Genomic DNA, 14,219 nt, shown 5'->3' with positions numbered 1-14,219 from the left:
ACATGCTCTCCCGCCGGGGCCACGCCTCCGGCCGCCTCTGCGCCTCGCTTCGCCGAAAGCCGGTCGTTCATGCTCAATAGTTTCGTCGCGCTCACCTCGCTCGGCCGCCGCGCTCTGCCCAATCTGTGGGATTTCGTCGCTCTGGCGCTCGTCCTCGGCGTCTTCGCGCTGGCCGCCTTCGGCTGGCGCGGCATGGCGCTGCCGCTCGAGGCGCCGGAGACGGCGCAATTGTCGCTCGATTATTCGGCGCTGCCCTATTATGGGCTGCGCACCACGCTGCGCATGTTCGCGGCGATCGGCTTCTCGCTGCTCTTCACTTTCGTCTACGCCACGCTCGCCGCCAAGAGCCGCCGCGCCGAGATGATTCTGGTGCCGCTGCTCGACGTGCTGCAATCGGTGCCGGTGCTCGGCTTTCTCTCCTTCACCGTCACCTTCTTCCTCGGCCTCTTCCCCGGCTCGACGCTCGGCGCCGAGGGCGCGGCGATCTTCGCCATCTTCACCAGCCAGGCCTGGAACATGGCCTTCTCCTTCCACCAGTCGCTGCGCACCGTGCCGCGCGATCTCGACGAGGTGGCCAAGAGCTTCGGCCTCACGCCCTGGCAGAAATTCTGGCAGCTCGAGGCGCCCTTCGCCATGCCGGGCCTCATCTGGAACATGATGATGTCCATGTCCGGCGGCTGGTTCTTCGTCGTCGCCTCGGAGGCGATCACCGTCGGCGACGTGAATGTGCGCCTGCCGGGCGTCGGCTCCTATCTGGCGCTCGCCATAGAGAGCAAGCGGGTCGATTGCGTGGCGGCGGCGGTGATCGCGGTGGCGCTCATCATTCTCGCCTATGACCAGCTGCTGTTCCGGCCCATCGTCGCCTTCTCGGGCAAGTTCCGCGTCGAGCTTTCCGCCTCGCAGGACGAGGCCGAGAGCTGGGTGCGCGATCTCTTCGTGCGCACGCGCTGGCTGCGCGTCGCCGCGGCCTGGCCGGCCTCGCTGCTCCGCCGCGCCTCGCTGTGGAAGCTGACCTTGCCTTTCGCCGCGCCGCGCCTGCCGCAGAGCCGCCGCGCGGCCATCGTCCTCGATATCGTCTGGTTCGCGGCGATCGGCGCGGTGTTCGTCTATTCGCTCTATCTCGTGCTCGAATTCGTGCGCAGCGCGGTGAGCCTCAAGGAGTTCCGTCACGCGCTGCTGCTCACCTTCTACACGATGATCCGCGTCATCGTGCTGATCGCGCTCGCCACGCTGATCTGGGTGCCGATCGGCGTGTGGGTGGGCCTGCGTCCGCGCATCGCCGAGAAAATCCAGCCGCTGGCGCAATTTCTGGCGGCCTTTCCGGCCAATGTTCTGTTTCCCATCGCCGTCATCGGCATTCTCACCTTCCGGCTCGATCCCGACATATGGCTGTCGCTGCTGATCATTTTCGGCACGCAATGGTACATATTGTTCAATGTCATCGCCGGCGCCTCCGCCTTCCCCAACGATCTGCGCGAGGTCTCCGCCAATTTCGGCATTCGCGGCTTCGCCTGGTGGAAGAACGTCATTCTGCCGGCGATCTTCCCTTATTACGTGACCGGCGCGCTCACCGCCTCGGGCGGCTCGTGGAACGCCTCCATCGTCGCCGAATATGTGAAATGGGGCGAGGACACGATCGAGGCGCAGGGCATAGGCGCCTATATCGCCGCGGCGACGGCGGCCGGCGACTATCCGAAGATCGTGCTCGGCGTCTCGCTGATGAGCGTTGTCGTCATATTGTTCAACCGTCTCTTCTGGCGCCAATTGTTCGGCTTCGTCGAACGGCGCCTGCGCCTCTCCTGAAGGGTTCCGCCATGTCCGCGACGAAAGCGCCTCTGCTCGAGCTCCGCAATGTCTTCCAGGCCTATGGCCGCTCTTCCGGCGAAAAAGGCCCGATCGTTCTCGACGATATTTCGCTGAGGCTCGACGATGGCGAGATCGTCGGCCTGCTCGGGCGTTCCGGCTGCGGGAAGTCCTCGCTGCTGCGCATCGTCTCCGGCCTCGCGCGGCCGACCGGCGGCGAATTGTTCTACCGCGGCGAGAAAGTGGTCGGCCCGGTCGACGGCGTCGCCATGGTGTTTCAGAGCTTCGCTCTGTTTCCCTGGCTCTCCGTGCTCGCCAATGTGGAGCTCGGCCTACGCGCCAAAGGCGTGCGCGAGGCGGACGCGCGCCGCCGCGCGCTGAAGGCGATCGACATCATCGGCCTCGACGGCTTCGAGAATGCGTATCCGAAGGAGATTTCCGGCGGCATGCGCCAGCGCGTCGGCTTCGCCCGCGCGCTCGTCGTCGCGCCGAATATTCTGCTGATGGACGAGCCCTTCTCGGCGCTCGACGTGCTGACGGCCGAGACCTTGCGCACCGATCTCCTCGATCTGTGGGTCGAAGGGCGCATGCCGATCAAATCCATTCTGATGGTGACGCACAACATCGAGGAGGCGGTGCTGATGTGCGACCGCATCGTCGTGCTCTCCTCCAATCCGGGCCGCATCGCCGCGGAAATTCGCGTGACGCTGGCGCATCCGCGCAATCGTCTCGATCCCGAGTTCCGCCAGCTCGTGGACCAGATCTATGCGCTGATGACGCGTCGCGCCGAGGCGGCCAAGGCCCGCGAGGGGGCTTTCCCCGGCCTCGGCCTCGGCATGGCGCTGCCGACGGTCTCCACCAACACGCTCGCCGGCATGATCGAGGAGGTCGCCGCGCCGCCCTATGACGGCAAGGCCGATCTCCCCGCGCTCGCCGACAGCCTGCAGCTCGAGATCGACGATCTCTTCCCCGTCGCCGAAACGCTGCAGCTCTTGCGCTTCGCCGAGCTCGCCGAGGGCGACATAAAGCTGACGACGGCCGGCAAGCGCTTCGCGGAGATGGACGTCGACCAGCGCAAGAAGCTGTTCGGCGACCATCTGCTCGCCTATGTGCCGCTGGCGCAGCGCATCCGCCGCGTGCTGGACGAGCGGCCGTCGCATTACGCGCCGGCCACCCGCTTCCGCGAGGAGCTCGAGGATTACATGAGCGAGGATTATGCGGAGATGACGCTGAAGAGCGTCACCACCTGGGGCCGCTATGGCGAGATTTTCGCCTATGACGAAGGCGCGCAGACCTTCAGCCTGGAAAACCCGCAATAGGCGCGCGCGTCAACTGACGCGCATCATCTGACGCGGTTCAGCTGTCCGCGCAGCTCGCCTTCGGGATGCTTGGCCGAGTGGATGTTGAAATACCACTGGCCGTCCTCGAGCTGCTTCACCTGCTTGGCGTCGAGCGTCGCCGAGCCCTGGAAGGTCTCCTCCACGGCCTCGACCGGCAGCACCGGCGCGGCTTTCTCGCCGGCCTTGGCGGGACCGTGGAAATGCGCCTTCAGATCCTGGCCCTCGAGGCCGACATAATAGCCTTTCCAGCTGATTTTCCGCGTCTTGGGATCCAGCGTCACGGCGATGGAGCCGACGCCCTTGCTCGCGCTCGGCGGATTTTCCGCGCCGCCGGAGAGATCGCCCTTGAACATCTGCACTTCGGCGAAAGCGGGCGAGGCCGCGACGGCGGCGAGCGCGACGGCGGCCGCGAGCGCGAGCGATGCATTCCTGGACATTTGTGGAGCTCCTGTGTCAAATGGCGGAAACAACGCCCCCGAGGGCTTGCCACCTAACGCGCCCGCGCGACGCTTCAAGCCGCCGCCCGCGCCTTTGCCGCTGTGGCGAAAGCGCGCGACGCCGCGCAGAGATTTTGGGAAGAACGAAATGGCCGAGTGGTACAGCGATATCAGCCTAGAGGATTTGAAGAGCGGCATCGCCGACAAGTCGATCATTCTGGTCGATGTGCGCGAGGCGGACGAATACGCCCAGGGCCATATCGACGGCGCGCTCTTCGTGCCGCTGTCCGCCTTCGATCCGACGAAGATTCCCGCGCCGGCCGAGGGCCAGAAGGTGGTGGTCTATTGCCGCTCCGGCAAGCGCTCGGTGAACGCCATGGAGCAGGCCCGCCTCTTCGGCCGCCGCGACGTGAGCACGCATTTCGGCGGCGGCATCATCGGCTGGCAAAAGGCCGGGGAGCCGGTGGTCACGGGAATGTGATGGGGGCGAGCGCGGCTGGGGCGATGCGGGCAGCAGCCCGCACTACCAATTCGTGAAAGCTGCACAACTCGTCAAATTTCGCTCCGAACGCCCCAGTCATGATTTAGCCGTGGCCAATTCGGGAAAGCACTTGATCGTCACAGCAAGTCAGGCAAGATCTAGGTGATTCTTGCAAGCGGGGGCCTGCGTGACGAACAGGGTTCACATTGATGCACCTGCGGGTGTTATTGAGATCGAAGGCGAAAAGGATTTCGTTGAAGGACTTCTCGCAAAGCTGTTCCCGCTCCTTGAAGAAGCGGGTTTCGGAAGCCGTTCGCAGGCAAACGACGAGGCTCAACCTCTTCACAACGAAGCAAACAGCAGTCTAGATCAGGAGATTGTCGAAGAAAATGGCAGCGGCGGAAAGCTAAAAGCCAAGCGCAAGCGTAGTATCGCTCCCAAAGGTCATTCATGCGCAGATAGAATGATGGCGCTGAAGGAAGAGGGTTTCTTCAAATTAAAACGTGTTGGCAACGATATTGTAGCTGGATTGGCAGAGAAAGGCTTTACTCATAAATCAAACCAAGTAGCTGCGGCGGGTGAATCCCTTTTCAAAAGGGGGCTGCTTCAAAGAACTAGGGAGGGTTCAGGTAGCTTCAAATATTACTGGGATCGGACCTGACGCTTGAGTCTGCCTAGCCTTCAAGAATCACTGAAGACGATCCCTGCGGGCCTGCGCGATCCTCTAATCCAAGAGTTTGAGCAAGCCCTTGACGAATATCGTGCCGCTGATTGGGAAAAGGTCGGCCTCAAGGCGGGAAAGTTTTGCGAGATCGCCTATTGTATATGTGCCGGGCACGTGAAGGGAAGCTATGCTTCAACGCCATCGAAGCCAGCGAATTTTCCGCAGGCATGTCGGGACCTAGAACAGCATAATGGCACCAAAGGGCGCTCACTATGCATTCAGGTGCCGAAGGTCTTGACGGCGCTTTACGAACTTCGGAACAATCGGGCGATTGGCCATGTTTCGGCCGAGGTAAGTCCTAATCATATGGATGCCGAGTTCTTCCTACGTTGCATGAAATGGATAATGGGCGAATTTGTTCGCAACTATTCACAACTCGCTCTCGTCGACTCCCACGCCGTCGTGGAAGCAGTTACCGCTCGAACCTTTCATATGGTCTGGTACAATGGCGATGCGCGGCGAGTGCTTGAGCCAGCGAGAACGGCAGGTCAAAAAGTATTGATCCTGCTATATGCTGAAGGCAAGCCTGTGACCGTCGCGCAACTGCAAGCTTGGGCCGAATATAAGAACGGGACTGACTTTAAGCGTAAGGTCCTCAAGAGCCTTCACGAGAATGCATGGGTTCATTTCGATGAGCGTAGGTCGACAGTGCAAATCCTACCGACAGGCCAAGCGTACGTCGAGAAGTCAGGTCTACTTGTCGTAGGTGCGTAACGCCTCATTCCCACTCGATCGTCCCCGGCGGCTTGCTGGTCACATCGTAGACCACGCGATTCACGCCGCGCACCTCATTGATGATGCGCGTCGCCGCCCGGCCCAGAAAATTCATGTCGAAGGGATAGAAATCCGCCGTCATTCCATCCGTGCTCGTCACCGCGCGCAGGGCGCAGACATGGTCGTAGCTGCGGCCGTCGCCCATCACGCCCACAGTGCGAACCGGCAGCAGCACGGCGAAGGCCTGCCAGATCACGTCATAGAGCCCGGCCTTGCGAATCTCGTCGAGATAGATGGCGTCCGCCTTGCGCAAAATCTCCAGCTTCTCGCGGCTGATCCCGCCGGGGCAGCGGATGGCGAGGCCGGGGCCGGGGAAGGGGTGGCGGCCGACGAAGGCCTCGGGTAGGCCCAGCTCGCGGCCGAGCGCGCGCACCTCGTCCTTGAACAATTCGCGCAAGGGCTCGACGAGCTTCATATTCATGCGCTCGGGCAGGCCGCCGACATTGTGATGCGATTTGATCGTCACCGAAGGCCCGCCGGAGAAGGACACGCTCTCGATGACGTCCGGGTAGAGCGTGCCCTGCGCCAGAAATTGCGGCGCGCCGCGGCCGTCGGCGGCGATCTTCCTGGCCTCTTCTTCAAAGGTCTCGATGAACAGGCGGCCGATCGTCTTGCGCTTGACCTCCGGGTCCTCGACCCCTTCCAGCGCTTGCAGGAACAGCTCCTGCGCCTCCACATGCACGAGCGGAATATTGTAGTGATCGCGGAAGAGGGTGACGACCTCCTCCGCCTCGCCGCCACGCAGCAGGCCGTGATCGACGAAGACGCAAGTCAGGGCGTCGCCGATCGCCTCATGGATCAGCACGGCCGCGACGGCGGAATCGACGCCGCCCGAAAGCCCGCAGAGCACGCGGCCGGAGCCGACTTGGCGGCGCACGGCCTCGATCGCCTCGCCGCGGAAGGCCGACATGGTCCAGTCGGATTTCAACCCAGCGACATTGTGCACGAAATTGGAGATGAGCTTCGCGCCATCCGGCGTATGCGCCACCTCGAGGTGGAATTGCACGCCGTAGTAGCGCCGCGCCTCGTCGGCGATGGCGCCCATCGGGGCGTTCTCCGAGGCGGCGATGACGCGGAAGCCTTCCGGCAGGCGGGTGACGCGGTCGCCATGGCTCATCCACACGGGATAGCGGCCGCCCTTTTCCCACACGCCGGCAAAGAGCGGGCTCTCCTCGACGACGCCGATCTCGGCGCGGCCGAATTCGCGATGATGTCCGCCCTCGACGGCGCCGCCCAGTTGCGCGGCCAGCAGCTGCTCGCCGTAGCAAATGGCGAGCACGGGGATTTTCGCGTCGAAAATGCTCTGCGGCGCGCGCGGCGAGCCGTCCTCGGTGACGGAGCAGGGGCCGCCGGAGAGGATCACCGCCTTGGGGCGGATTTCGGCGAAGGCCCGTTTTGCGCTCTGGAAGGGCGCGATCTCGCAATAGACGCCCGCCTCGCGCACGCGCCGCGCGATGAGCTGCGTCACCTGCGAGCCGAAATCGACGATCAGCAGCTTGTCGTGGCGATCGGCGATGTCGTGGTGGAAGCTCTCAGTGGCGGTCATGCTGGTCTTTCGTGTGTGGGGGCTCGCGAGAGCTAGTGACTACCTCTCGTAGTCGGCAATGCGCAAGAGCGCGGCGCGCCCCCTTCGGGATGTTGCGAGACGAAAGGCGAAGGCTCTGGCGCGGAGGACCACTCACATTTGCGGCGGCTTCTCGGAAAACATCGTCTCGACGTCTTGCGCCCCATGAATGATGCGCACGATTCCGATTGGACGCATCGACGGCTCATAGACGATCAAATAGGAAAAGACGGGCCAAAACTTCACCATCTCGTCGGTGAGGTCCTCTCTTTTATGCCCGGCCCCAGGATTTTCGGCGATGAATCGCAGCGCATGACGGATTTCGCCCAGGACATGCCGGGCGAGCATCGGACCGCCTTTGCGGGTCAGGTAGCGCCTCATGGCCTCGAGGTCGCTCTGGGCTTCCGGCGAAAGGCGAAAGCGGCTCACTCGGCGCTACGCTTCTCCTCGGCGTCGATCTCCGCTTCCAGCCGATCGAACGCCTCCTCGCCGTCCACGCCTCGCCCGGCCCGCAGCGACGTGAGGCCGGCGGCGATCTGCGCGCGGATTTCGTCCTTGCGCCAGGCCTCCAGCCGGTCGCGCTCCTCCATCAGGCGAAGCGCTTCGCGCACCACTTCGCTCGCGGAGGTGTAGCGGCCGGTCTGCACCTTCTGATGCACCAGCCGCTCGAGCTCCGGGGTGAGGCTCACATTCATGGGGTCGCTCGCATGGGCTCGGAAAAAGGTTTCTCGGGCCGAAGATAGCGCAATAACGAGCTTTGACAAATTTCGTTATTCACCCGCGCTTCAGCACGCACACATAGAACCCATCCGTTCCCGCCGTGCGCGGCGTCAGCCGGAATCCCGCCCCATGCGGCGAGGCGAAGCGCGCCAGCTCCGGCAGCCCGGCCTTGGCCGCCGTCTCCTCGGCCGGAACGGCGGAAAAATCCGCATGGCCCTCGAGAAAGCGCGCGATCTGCGCCTCATTCTCGTCGATCAGCAGCGAGCAGGTCACATAGACCACGCGCCCGCCCGCCTTCACGAAGCGCGGGGCCTTGTCCAGCAGCTCCCGCTGCTCGGCGATGCGCTGCTCCAGCGCGCCGGGGGCGAGACGCCATTTGGCGTCGGGATGGCGGCGCCAGGTTCCGGTTCCGGTGCAGGGCGCGTCGATCAGCACGAGGCCGCAGCGCCCCTCGAGATCGGCGAGCACATCCGTCTTTCCGCGCGGGGCGCGAACCTGCACATTGCGCGCGCCGGCCCGCTCGAGCCGCGGATAAATGGGGGTGAGGCGGCGGCCGTCGTCGTCGAAGGCGTAGATCTGCCCGCGATTGTGCATCTGCCCGGCCAGCGCCAGCGTCTTGCCGCCGCCGCCGGCGCAAAGGTCCAGAATCTGCTCGCCGGGCTCGGCGGCGCAGAGCAGAGCGGCGAGCTGGGAGCCCTCGTCCTGCAGCTCGACCAGGCCTTTGACATAGGCGGGCTCGGCCGTCAGCGCCGGGCCGCGCCCTTTGGCCGGCGGCGCGATGCGCAGGCCGAGCGGCGACAGCGGAGTCGGCTCCGGCGAAAGATGCGCGAGACGGCGCAGGCCATCCTCGCGCGCGGCGTTCAAAATATTGACGCGCAGATCGACCGGCGCGCGCTCGGCCAGCGCGCGGCCTTCATCGGCGGCGGATTCGCCGAAAGCGGCGTCGAAGCGCTCGGCGAGCCATTCGGGATAATCGCCGCGGACATGCGCCGGCGCGCCCTCGAGCGTCGCCGTGGCGAGGCGCTCGCGCTCCTCATCCGTGAGCGGGGCGGGGGCGTGGCCCTCGCCGGAGAACAGCGCCGCGATCTCCTCGACGGTCAGCCCGCCCGATTCGCGCAGCGCGCCGATGACGACGGCGCGGGGCGCGTCGGAGCCCATCAGGAAAGCGGCCGAGGCGCGTTTGCGCAGCGCGTCGAACACGAGGCTCGATATGGAGGCGCGGTCCTTGGAGCCGGCGAATCGGTGCGAAAGCCCCCAATCCTTGATCGCATCGGCGGCCGGACGGCGGCGCTCGGCGAGCTCGGCGAGGATTTCTATGGCGGCGGAGACTTGTGCGGCGGGAGTCATGTCGGCTCTGCTTTACGGCCTCGCGGGCCGGCAGGCCAGCGCCGGCGCGCCTCGGGAGGCGAGATTGCCATGGAAAAGCGAAAAGTCTCAGAAAATCGCTATGGTAGCGCTCACGGCCACAATCTGGCCTCAATAGCCTAGCTGAAGTCATGTTGCGCCGCGAAAGCCACGGCGTTTTCCACACATACCGTCGGAAGCTAAAGATGCGCTCTCTTCGTCCGTTCGCCGCTATTCTGCTCGCTCTCTCCCTCGCCGCCTGCGCGGCTCAGTCGCAGCCCGATCTGACCCCGCCGCCGAAGAAGCCGCTCGACGCCAAGACCCAGCTCGAGACCGGCCGCAAATACTGAGCTTCGCTTCGCCGTCGCGGATCGTCACGAAAAGGCGATCCGCGCGGCGAAGATGGTTCCGCAGCGTCATTCCGCGGTCGAGGACGCGTCCGCGTGGAGCAGCGCCAGCAGTTTCGCCGACAATTCTTGCGTGGAAAGCCCCAGAGCGAAGGCAGTCTGTCGATAATCGCCGTTGAAACGGCGCAATGTGCGCAGGACGAGCCGTCGTTCGACGGCCTCGATCGAATAGCCGATGAGCATGTCCACGGCTATATCCGCTGTGTCGAGCGGAATTTGTCCACGATTTTGCTGAGGCTGAGCGGCGGCGCGATCGATCGCGTCTTCGTCTCCGGCTATGAGCAGGATTCGGTTCCGCTCCGCATCGGCGTCGGAGAGGACGCGAGGACGGCGAGGTGATTCACGGCCGATCGGCTCTTCCTTCGACGCCAGCGAAAACGCGACTGGATCCCCGACGGAAAGATATGGCCCGTCTGCGTCGAACCGCACCAGAAATTGCGGAGCCAGCCCTTGAAAGTCCGCGATATAGACGAGCGTCAGCTCCGCGCCGAGCGTCCGCAGTCTGACGCGTCGATACTTGCTCTGCTCGTCCCCGGATCGGCGCCCGCCGCCCGGCTCGTCGTCGCGACGCAGGCCACGCCTTCCGAATGGCGCCACGCCGGAGGCGCGTGAGGAATGGTCCGCCATCATTCGCCGCCTCGCGCCTGCCAGCCCGCATAGGCGCCGACAATCGCCGACACGAAGACCAGAGCCGCGCAAGCAACCCCTCCGGCAGTCAGAAACCCGACGACCGCGCCGGAGACTGCGGCGATCATCATTCCGGTGACAGTGTCCGACACGCGGATATCCCTGGCCTCGAGGTCGCGGTGGGCCGCGCGCTCGTCCGGGACTGCAAGCCCGTCGCCGCCGAAGCTCGAAGGGAAAGAAGACATTTTTTCATCCCCGCGTCGGCGCAGGGCTGCAGCGTCGAACTCCCGATTTCGCGGCATAAACGGTCCTTTGTGACCATAACTAGCGCGTAAAAATCCTGTGACATCGTGCGCATGTTAGCATTGTAATTACAGGATTATTTTAACCGAGCGCATATTTCAAGGCGCAGGCAAGAAAGGACCGATTTTGTCAAGCCTTTCTGTCTCGTAATGAGATAGTTTGGTAGACAAAAACCGATTCTTTACGACGTGGCAGCGCCGTTTTGGCATCGAGACACGAGAACAAATAATGATCGTCGGCTATGCGCGAGTATCAACAGACGAGCAAAAACTCGATCTGCAGCTCAAAGCCTTAGAAAAGGTAGGATGTGATGAAATTTTTACGGATCATGGGCGATCAGGACTTGATTTCAGTCGCGCCGGTCTGGAGAAAGCGATGCAAAATTTGAAGTCTGGCGACACTTTGGTCGTCTGGCGCCTGGATCGGCTCGGCCGGTCTTTGCCAGGTCTCGTCGCGTTGATGGATAAGCTCGGAAAGCGAGGGATTAATTTTCAGTCCCTGACCGAGAACATCAACACGACCTCATCGGGCGGCCGGCTGATGTTCCATATGATGGCGGCGCTGGCCGAGTTCGAGCGCTCCCTCATCAGCGAAAGAACGCGGGCGGGGCTCTCCGCCGCGCGCGCGCGCGGCTGCACGCTCGGGCGGCCGAAATCGCTCAGTCCCGATCAGATCGCCGACGCTTTCGAAGCCATACGGCAGGAGAAGACGCAGGTACAGGAGGTGGCGGACGAACTGGGCGTGTCCGTTCGCACCCTCCAGCGGAGCCTGCGCAACGCCTTTCCCGCCGGTCGGGGCTAGAAGTATCGGAGAGCGCTCTGGTCGATAGCGACGAGGCATTATTCATGTTCCGCCGAACATGAATAATGCGGCCGGCGAATGTCATTCGGCCTCGAGCTCGCGGCCTCGAGCTCGCGGCCGCGGATCGTCAGGAAAAGACGATCCGCGCGGCGAAGATCGCCCACATCAGGGCGAGCAGCGCGAAACCCGCCGCGAAGGCGAAAAACCGCCGCTGCACATGATTGCTGGCGACATGAATAGAGGCGTGCGCGTAGCGCGTCGCGACAAAGGCCCATTCCAGCGCGACGAATAAAAGGTCCGCCTTCTCCGTGACCAACGTCAGCGCGACCAGCGCATAGAACAGCACCGGCAGCTCGAATTGGCTGGCGTAGGAGTTGCCGAGCTGGGCGATTTGGTCCGGCCAGCCCCGATTGAGCGCTATATCCGCCGGCTTCACCATTTTGCCCCGCAGCGCGCGAATGCGCGACCGCGCGAGAGCGACGAGCAGCCCCAGAGCGAGAGCGACGAGCGCGAAGACGGGAAGCAGAACGGCTTTCGTGGACAAGATCGTTCAATCCAATTCGAATTTCCCGCTCACGCGATGCTGGGCGCTGATGCGGCGCACAGTGCCGGTGGAGGAGCGATAAACCAGAGTCTCCGTCTCGATGGCGTCCTTGCCGAAGACGACGCCGAACAGCAGCGGCCCGTCGGTGACGCCGGTGGCGCAGACCACCACATCGTCGGAGGCCAGCTCCTCGAGCTCATATTTCTTGCGCGGATCGCGCACGCCCATCTCGGCCGCGCGCGCCGCCTTGGCGGGGCTGTCGAGCACGAGGCGGCCCTGCATCTGGCCGCCGACGCAGCGCAGCACGCCGGCCGCCAGCACGCCCTCCGGCGCGCCGCCGGCGCCGAGATACATATCGACGCCGGTCTCCGCCGGCTGGGCGGTGAAGATGATGCCCGCCACATCGCCGTCGCTGATGAGCCGCACCCGCGCGCCCGCCGCGCGGCAGCGCGCGATCAGCTCGGCGTGGCGGGGCCGGTCCAATATGCAGATGGTGACGTCCTGCGCCGCGACGCCCTTGGCCGCGGCCAGAGCGGCGATATTGGCGCCCGGCTCATTGTCGAGATCGACGACGCCCGGCGGATAGCCGGGGCCGATGGCGATCTTGTCCATATAGACATCCGGCGCATAGAGCAGCGAGCCCGCGGCGGCGATGGCGACGATGGAGATGGCGCCCGCCATGTCCTTGGCGCAGAGCGTCGAGCCCTCGAGCGGCGCGACGGCGAGATCGACCCGAGGGCCGCCGCCAGCGCCGACTTCCTCGCCGATGAACAGCATTGGCGCGGAATCGCGCTCGCCCTCGCCGATGACGATGCGACCACGAATCGCCAGCCGATCCAGCTCGCTGCGCATGGCGTCGACGGCGGCCTGGTCGGCCGCCATCTCATCGCCGCGCCCGCGCCAGCGCGCCGCCGCCACGGCCGCTCTTTCGGTGACGCGGACGAGCTCGAGGGTCAGATTGCGGTCGATCGGTTTTTCCGCGGCCGATGCGGGGCGCGCCATGCGTTTTTCTCCGGCGATGCGCTATTCGCGCTCGATGCGGATGACCTGCGCCGGCTCGGCGATGACGCCGTCGGCGTAGATGGCGTCGAGCGCCTCGCGCACCAGGCGCTCGGTCGTCGCATGGGTGATGAGAATCACGCCGACTTGGGCTCCGACCTGGGCCGCGCCGCTGCGCCGCGCCGCGCGCGCGCCATGCTGCATGATGCTCTCGAGCGAGATTTTGCGTTCCGCCATTGCCGTGGCGATGGCGGCGAAGGCGCCGGGCACGTCCGGCACGGCGAGGCGGATGTAATAGCCGCCCTCATGCAGCGCAGCCGGGGCGCGCTCAAGCTTGCGCAGAGCGGCGCTCGGCAGGCCGAAGGGCGCGGAGCGCACGCCTTTGGCGATATCGGCGATATCGGCGACGACGGCGGAGGCGGTGGCGTCGCCGCCGGCGCCGGGGCCGACCAAGGTCAGCTCATGCACCGCGTCGGCGTCTATGGTGACGGCGTTGGTGACGCCCATCACCTGCGCGATGGCGGTGGTCTTGCGCACCATTGTGGGATGCACGCGCTGCTCTATCCCCTGCGCCGTGCGCTGGGCGACGCCGAGCAGCTTGATGCGGAAGCCGAGCTCACCGGCCGCGTCGATGTCGGCGAGGGTGACGCGCTCTATGCCCTCTATCTCCACCGCCTCGGGCGCGATCTTCGCGCCGAAGGCGAGCGAGGCGAGAATCGACAGCTTATGCGCCGTGTCGAAACCGCCAATGTCGAAGGTCGGGTCCGCCTCGGCGTAGCCCAAGCGCTGCGCCTCCTTCAGGCACTCCTCGAAGGAGAGGCGCTCCGCCTCCATGCGCGAGAGGATGTAATTGCAGGTGCCGTTGAGAATGCCATAGACGCGCTCGATCGAATTGCCGGCGAGGCCTTCGCGCAGCGTCTTGACGATAGGAATGCCGCCGGCCACGGAGGCCTCGAAGGCGAGCGCGACGTGACGGCTCTCGGCCAGCTCCGCGAGCGCCGAGCCATGGGCGGAGAGCAGCGCCTTATTGGCGGTGACGACGGATTTGCCTTTGGCGAGCGCGGTCTCGACGCTGACGCGCGCCGGTCCTTCGGACCCGCCGATCAGCTCGACGAAGAGATCGACGCCATCCGCGGCGGCGAGGGCGATGGGATCGTCATAGAAGGTCGCGCCGGAGAGGTCGACGCCGCGGTCCTTGCCCTTGTCGCGGGCGGAAACCGCCGTGACGACGATCTCGCGCCCCGTGCGAGCCGCCAGCGCTTGCGCCTGCCTCTGCAGCAGCCGCACGACCGATGCGCCCACCGTGCCCAAGCCCGCGACGCCGACGCGCAAGATTTCCGCCATTTGACCC

The 14,219-nt window shown here is 64.7% G+C and carries 19 protein-coding genes; 9 read left to right on the top strand and 10 right to left on the bottom strand.

Features of this window, described 5'->3' with window-relative positions:
• Positions 1 to 69 precede the first annotated feature (69 nt).
• Entirely contained in the window at positions 70 to 1,803 is a 1,734-nt protein-coding gene (locus ACT53T_RS23380) for an ABC transporter permease (RefSeq protein ID WP_476163085.1), read from the top strand.
• Between the two features lie 11 nt (positions 1,804 to 1,814).
• Positions 1,815 to 3,122: an ABC transporter ATP-binding protein gene (locus ACT53T_RS23375; protein ID WP_476163084.1), complete on the top strand. Its 1,308-nt coding sequence runs from the start codon at positions 1,815 to 1,817 to the stop codon at positions 3,120 to 3,122.
• Positions 3,123 to 3,145: 23 nt separating this feature from the next.
• On the opposite strand, the gene ACT53T_RS23370 is transcribed toward ACT53T_RS23375, so the two are convergent.
• On the bottom strand, positions 3,146 to 3,580 hold the full coding sequence (locus ACT53T_RS23370; RefSeq protein ID WP_400768818.1) for a CHRD domain-containing protein: 435 nt from the start codon (positions 3,578 to 3,580) through the stop codon (positions 3,146 to 3,148).
• 148 nt (positions 3,581 to 3,728) lie between these two features.
• On the opposite strand from ACT53T_RS23370, the gene ACT53T_RS23365 reads away from it, so the two are divergent.
• The 3 genes from ACT53T_RS23365 (at position 3,729) to ACT53T_RS23355 (ending at position 5,499) form a co-directional block, all read left to right on the top strand.
• Positions 3,729 to 4,061, top strand: a complete 333-nt coding sequence (locus ACT53T_RS23365; protein WP_476163083.1) for a rhodanese-like domain-containing protein — start codon at positions 3,729 to 3,731, stop codon at positions 4,059 to 4,061.
• Between the two features lie 187 nt (positions 4,062 to 4,248).
• A complete protein-coding gene (locus ACT53T_RS23360) occupies positions 4,249 to 4,722 on the top strand; it encodes a hypothetical protein (protein WP_476163082.1) in 474 nt (157 codons plus the stop codon).
• A gap of 3 nt (positions 4,723 to 4,725) precedes the next feature.
• Positions 4,726 to 5,499, top strand: a complete 774-nt coding sequence (locus tag ACT53T_RS23355) for a hypothetical protein (RefSeq protein ID WP_476163081.1) — start codon at positions 4,726 to 4,728, stop codon at positions 5,497 to 5,499.
• A gap of 4 nt (positions 5,500 to 5,503) precedes the next feature.
• On the opposite strand, the gene guaA is transcribed toward ACT53T_RS23355, so the two are convergent.
• The 4 genes from guaA to ACT53T_RS23335 form a co-directional block, all read right to left on the bottom strand.
• Positions 5,504 to 7,105, bottom strand: coding sequence for a glutamine-hydrolyzing GMP synthase (gene guaA, locus ACT53T_RS23350; RefSeq protein WP_476163080.1), 1,602 nt, complete (start codon positions 7,103 to 7,105; stop codon positions 5,504 to 5,506).
• 132 nt (positions 7,106 to 7,237) lie between these two features.
• Positions 7,238 to 7,552 carry a type II toxin-antitoxin system RelE/ParE family toxin gene (locus ACT53T_RS23345; protein ID WP_476163079.1) on the bottom strand — a complete coding sequence of 105 codons (315 nt, stop codon included), beginning with the start codon at positions 7,550 to 7,552 and terminating at the stop codon, positions 7,238 to 7,240.
• Positions 7,549 to 7,818 (bottom strand): type II toxin-antitoxin system ParD family antitoxin, encoded by a 270-nt coding sequence (locus ACT53T_RS23340; protein ID WP_476163078.1) that lies wholly within the window; start codon positions 7,816 to 7,818, stop codon positions 7,549 to 7,551. The genes ACT53T_RS23345 and ACT53T_RS23340 overlap by 4 nt, the downstream gene beginning before the upstream one ends.
• A gap of 79 nt (positions 7,819 to 7,897) precedes the next feature.
• Positions 7,898 to 9,190: an RsmB/NOP family class I SAM-dependent RNA methyltransferase gene (locus tag ACT53T_RS23335; RefSeq protein WP_476163077.1), complete on the bottom strand. Its 1,293-nt coding sequence runs from the start codon at positions 9,188 to 9,190 to the stop codon at positions 7,898 to 7,900.
• A gap of 203 nt (positions 9,191 to 9,393) precedes the next feature.
• Here ACT53T_RS23335 and ACT53T_RS23330 point away from each other — a divergent pair, with 203 nt between their 5' ends.
• Entirely contained in the window at positions 9,394 to 9,537 is a 144-nt protein-coding gene (locus tag ACT53T_RS23330) for a hypothetical protein (RefSeq protein ID WP_018266023.1), read from the top strand.
• 66 nt (positions 9,538 to 9,603) lie between these two features.
• On the opposite strand, the gene ACT53T_RS23325 is transcribed toward ACT53T_RS23330, so the two are convergent.
• Positions 9,604 to 9,783, bottom strand: coding sequence for a helix-turn-helix domain-containing protein (locus ACT53T_RS23325; RefSeq protein ID WP_476163076.1), 180 nt, complete (start codon positions 9,781 to 9,783; stop codon positions 9,604 to 9,606).
• A 27-nt stretch (positions 9,784 to 9,810) separates the two neighbouring features.
• Here ACT53T_RS23325 and ACT53T_RS23320 point away from each other — a divergent pair, with 27 nt between their 5' ends.
• Together ACT53T_RS23320 and ACT53T_RS23315 are read left to right on the top strand one after the other, a co-directional pair.
• Positions 9,811 to 9,933, top strand: a complete 123-nt coding sequence (locus tag ACT53T_RS23320; RefSeq protein WP_476163075.1) for a hypothetical protein — start codon at positions 9,811 to 9,813, stop codon at positions 9,931 to 9,933.
• 111 nt (positions 9,934 to 10,044) lie between these two features.
• Complete coding sequence (locus ACT53T_RS23315) at positions 10,045 to 10,206, top strand: hypothetical protein (RefSeq protein WP_476163074.1); 162 nt, start codon at positions 10,045 to 10,047, stop codon at positions 10,204 to 10,206.
• Positions 10,207 to 10,220: 14 nt separating this feature from the next.
• Here ACT53T_RS23315 and ACT53T_RS23310 read toward each other — a convergent pair whose 3' ends face one another.
• Positions 10,221 to 10,523: a hypothetical protein gene (locus ACT53T_RS23310; RefSeq protein ID WP_476163073.1), complete on the bottom strand. Its 303-nt coding sequence runs from the start codon at positions 10,521 to 10,523 to the stop codon at positions 10,221 to 10,223.
• Positions 10,524 to 10,752: 229 nt separating this feature from the next.
• On the opposite strand from ACT53T_RS23310, the gene ACT53T_RS23305 reads away from it, so the two are divergent.
• Positions 10,753 to 11,325: a recombinase family protein gene (locus ACT53T_RS23305; RefSeq protein ID WP_476163072.1), complete on the top strand. Its 573-nt coding sequence runs from the start codon at positions 10,753 to 10,755 to the stop codon at positions 11,323 to 11,325.
• A 127-nt stretch (positions 11,326 to 11,452) separates the two neighbouring features.
• Here ACT53T_RS23305 and ACT53T_RS23300 read toward each other — a convergent pair whose 3' ends face one another.
• From ACT53T_RS23300 to ACT53T_RS23290, 3 genes are read right to left on the bottom strand one after another with little or no spacing between them, the layout of a single operon-like run.
• Positions 11,453 to 11,869 (bottom strand): MAPEG family protein, encoded by a 417-nt coding sequence (locus tag ACT53T_RS23300; protein WP_476163071.1) that lies wholly within the window; start codon positions 11,867 to 11,869, stop codon positions 11,453 to 11,455.
• Between the two features lie 6 nt (positions 11,870 to 11,875).
• Positions 11,876 to 12,871: a class II fructose-bisphosphatase gene (glpX, locus tag ACT53T_RS23295; protein WP_476163070.1), complete on the bottom strand. Its 996-nt coding sequence runs from the start codon at positions 12,869 to 12,871 to the stop codon at positions 11,876 to 11,878.
• Positions 12,872 to 12,892: 21 nt separating this feature from the next.
• The gene (locus tag ACT53T_RS23290) at positions 12,893 to 14,212 is read right to left on the bottom strand and encodes a homoserine dehydrogenase (protein ID WP_476163069.1); all 1,320 of its coding nucleotides are present in this window, start codon (positions 14,210 to 14,212) and stop codon (positions 12,893 to 12,895) included.
• Positions 14,213 to 14,219: the final 7 nt, after the last annotated feature.

The sequence above is a fragment of the Methylosinus sp. DMC45 genome (assembly GCF_056313885.1).
Note: the sequence above shows the minus strand (reverse complement) of the source record. Positions and strands in the feature narration are given on the sequence as shown.

What these genes read in the sequence shown, in the direction of transcription:
- ACT53T_RS23310 (WP_476163073.1), bottom strand. Translation starts at nt 10,523, where the DNA reads ATGCCGCGAAATCGGGAGTTCGACGCTGCAGCCCTGCGCCGACGCGGG.
- ACT53T_RS23375 (WP_476163084.1), top strand. Translation starts at nt 1,815, where the DNA reads ATGTCCGCGACGAAAGCGCCTCTGCTCGAGCTCCGCAATGTCTTCCAG.
- ACT53T_RS23380 (WP_476163085.1), top strand. Translation starts at nt 70, where the DNA reads ATGCTCAATAGTTTCGTCGCGCTCACCTCGCTCGGCCGCCGCGCTCTG.
- ACT53T_RS23365 (WP_476163083.1), top strand. Translation starts at nt 3,729, where the DNA reads ATGGCCGAGTGGTACAGCGATATCAGCCTAGAGGATTTGAAGAGCGGC.
- ACT53T_RS23330 (WP_018266023.1), top strand. Translation starts at nt 9,394, where the DNA reads ATGCGCTCTCTTCGTCCGTTCGCCGCTATTCTGCTCGCTCTCTCCCTC.
- ACT53T_RS23370 (WP_400768818.1), bottom strand. Translation starts at nt 3,580, where the DNA reads ATGTCCAGGAATGCATCGCTCGCGCTCGCGGCCGCCGTCGCGCTCGCC.
- guaA (WP_476163080.1), bottom strand. Translation starts at nt 7,105, where the DNA reads ATGACCGCCACTGAGAGCTTCCACCACGACATCGCCGATCGCCACGAC.
- glpX (WP_476163070.1), bottom strand. Translation starts at nt 12,871, where the DNA reads ATGGCGCGCCCCGCATCGGCCGCGGAAAAACCGATCGACCGCAATCTG.
- ACT53T_RS23290 (WP_476163069.1), bottom strand. Translation starts at nt 14,212, where the DNA reads ATGGCGGAAATCTTGCGCGTCGGCGTCGCGGGCTTGGGCACGGTGGGC.
- ACT53T_RS23340 (WP_476163078.1), bottom strand. Translation starts at nt 7,818, where the DNA reads ATGAATGTGAGCCTCACCCCGGAGCTCGAGCGGCTGGTGCATCAGAAG.
- ACT53T_RS23335 (WP_476163077.1), bottom strand. Translation starts at nt 9,190, where the DNA reads ATGACTCCCGCCGCACAAGTCTCCGCCGCCATAGAAATCCTCGCCGAG.
- ACT53T_RS23305 (WP_476163072.1), top strand. Translation starts at nt 10,753, where the DNA reads ATGATCGTCGGCTATGCGCGAGTATCAACAGACGAGCAAAAACTCGAT.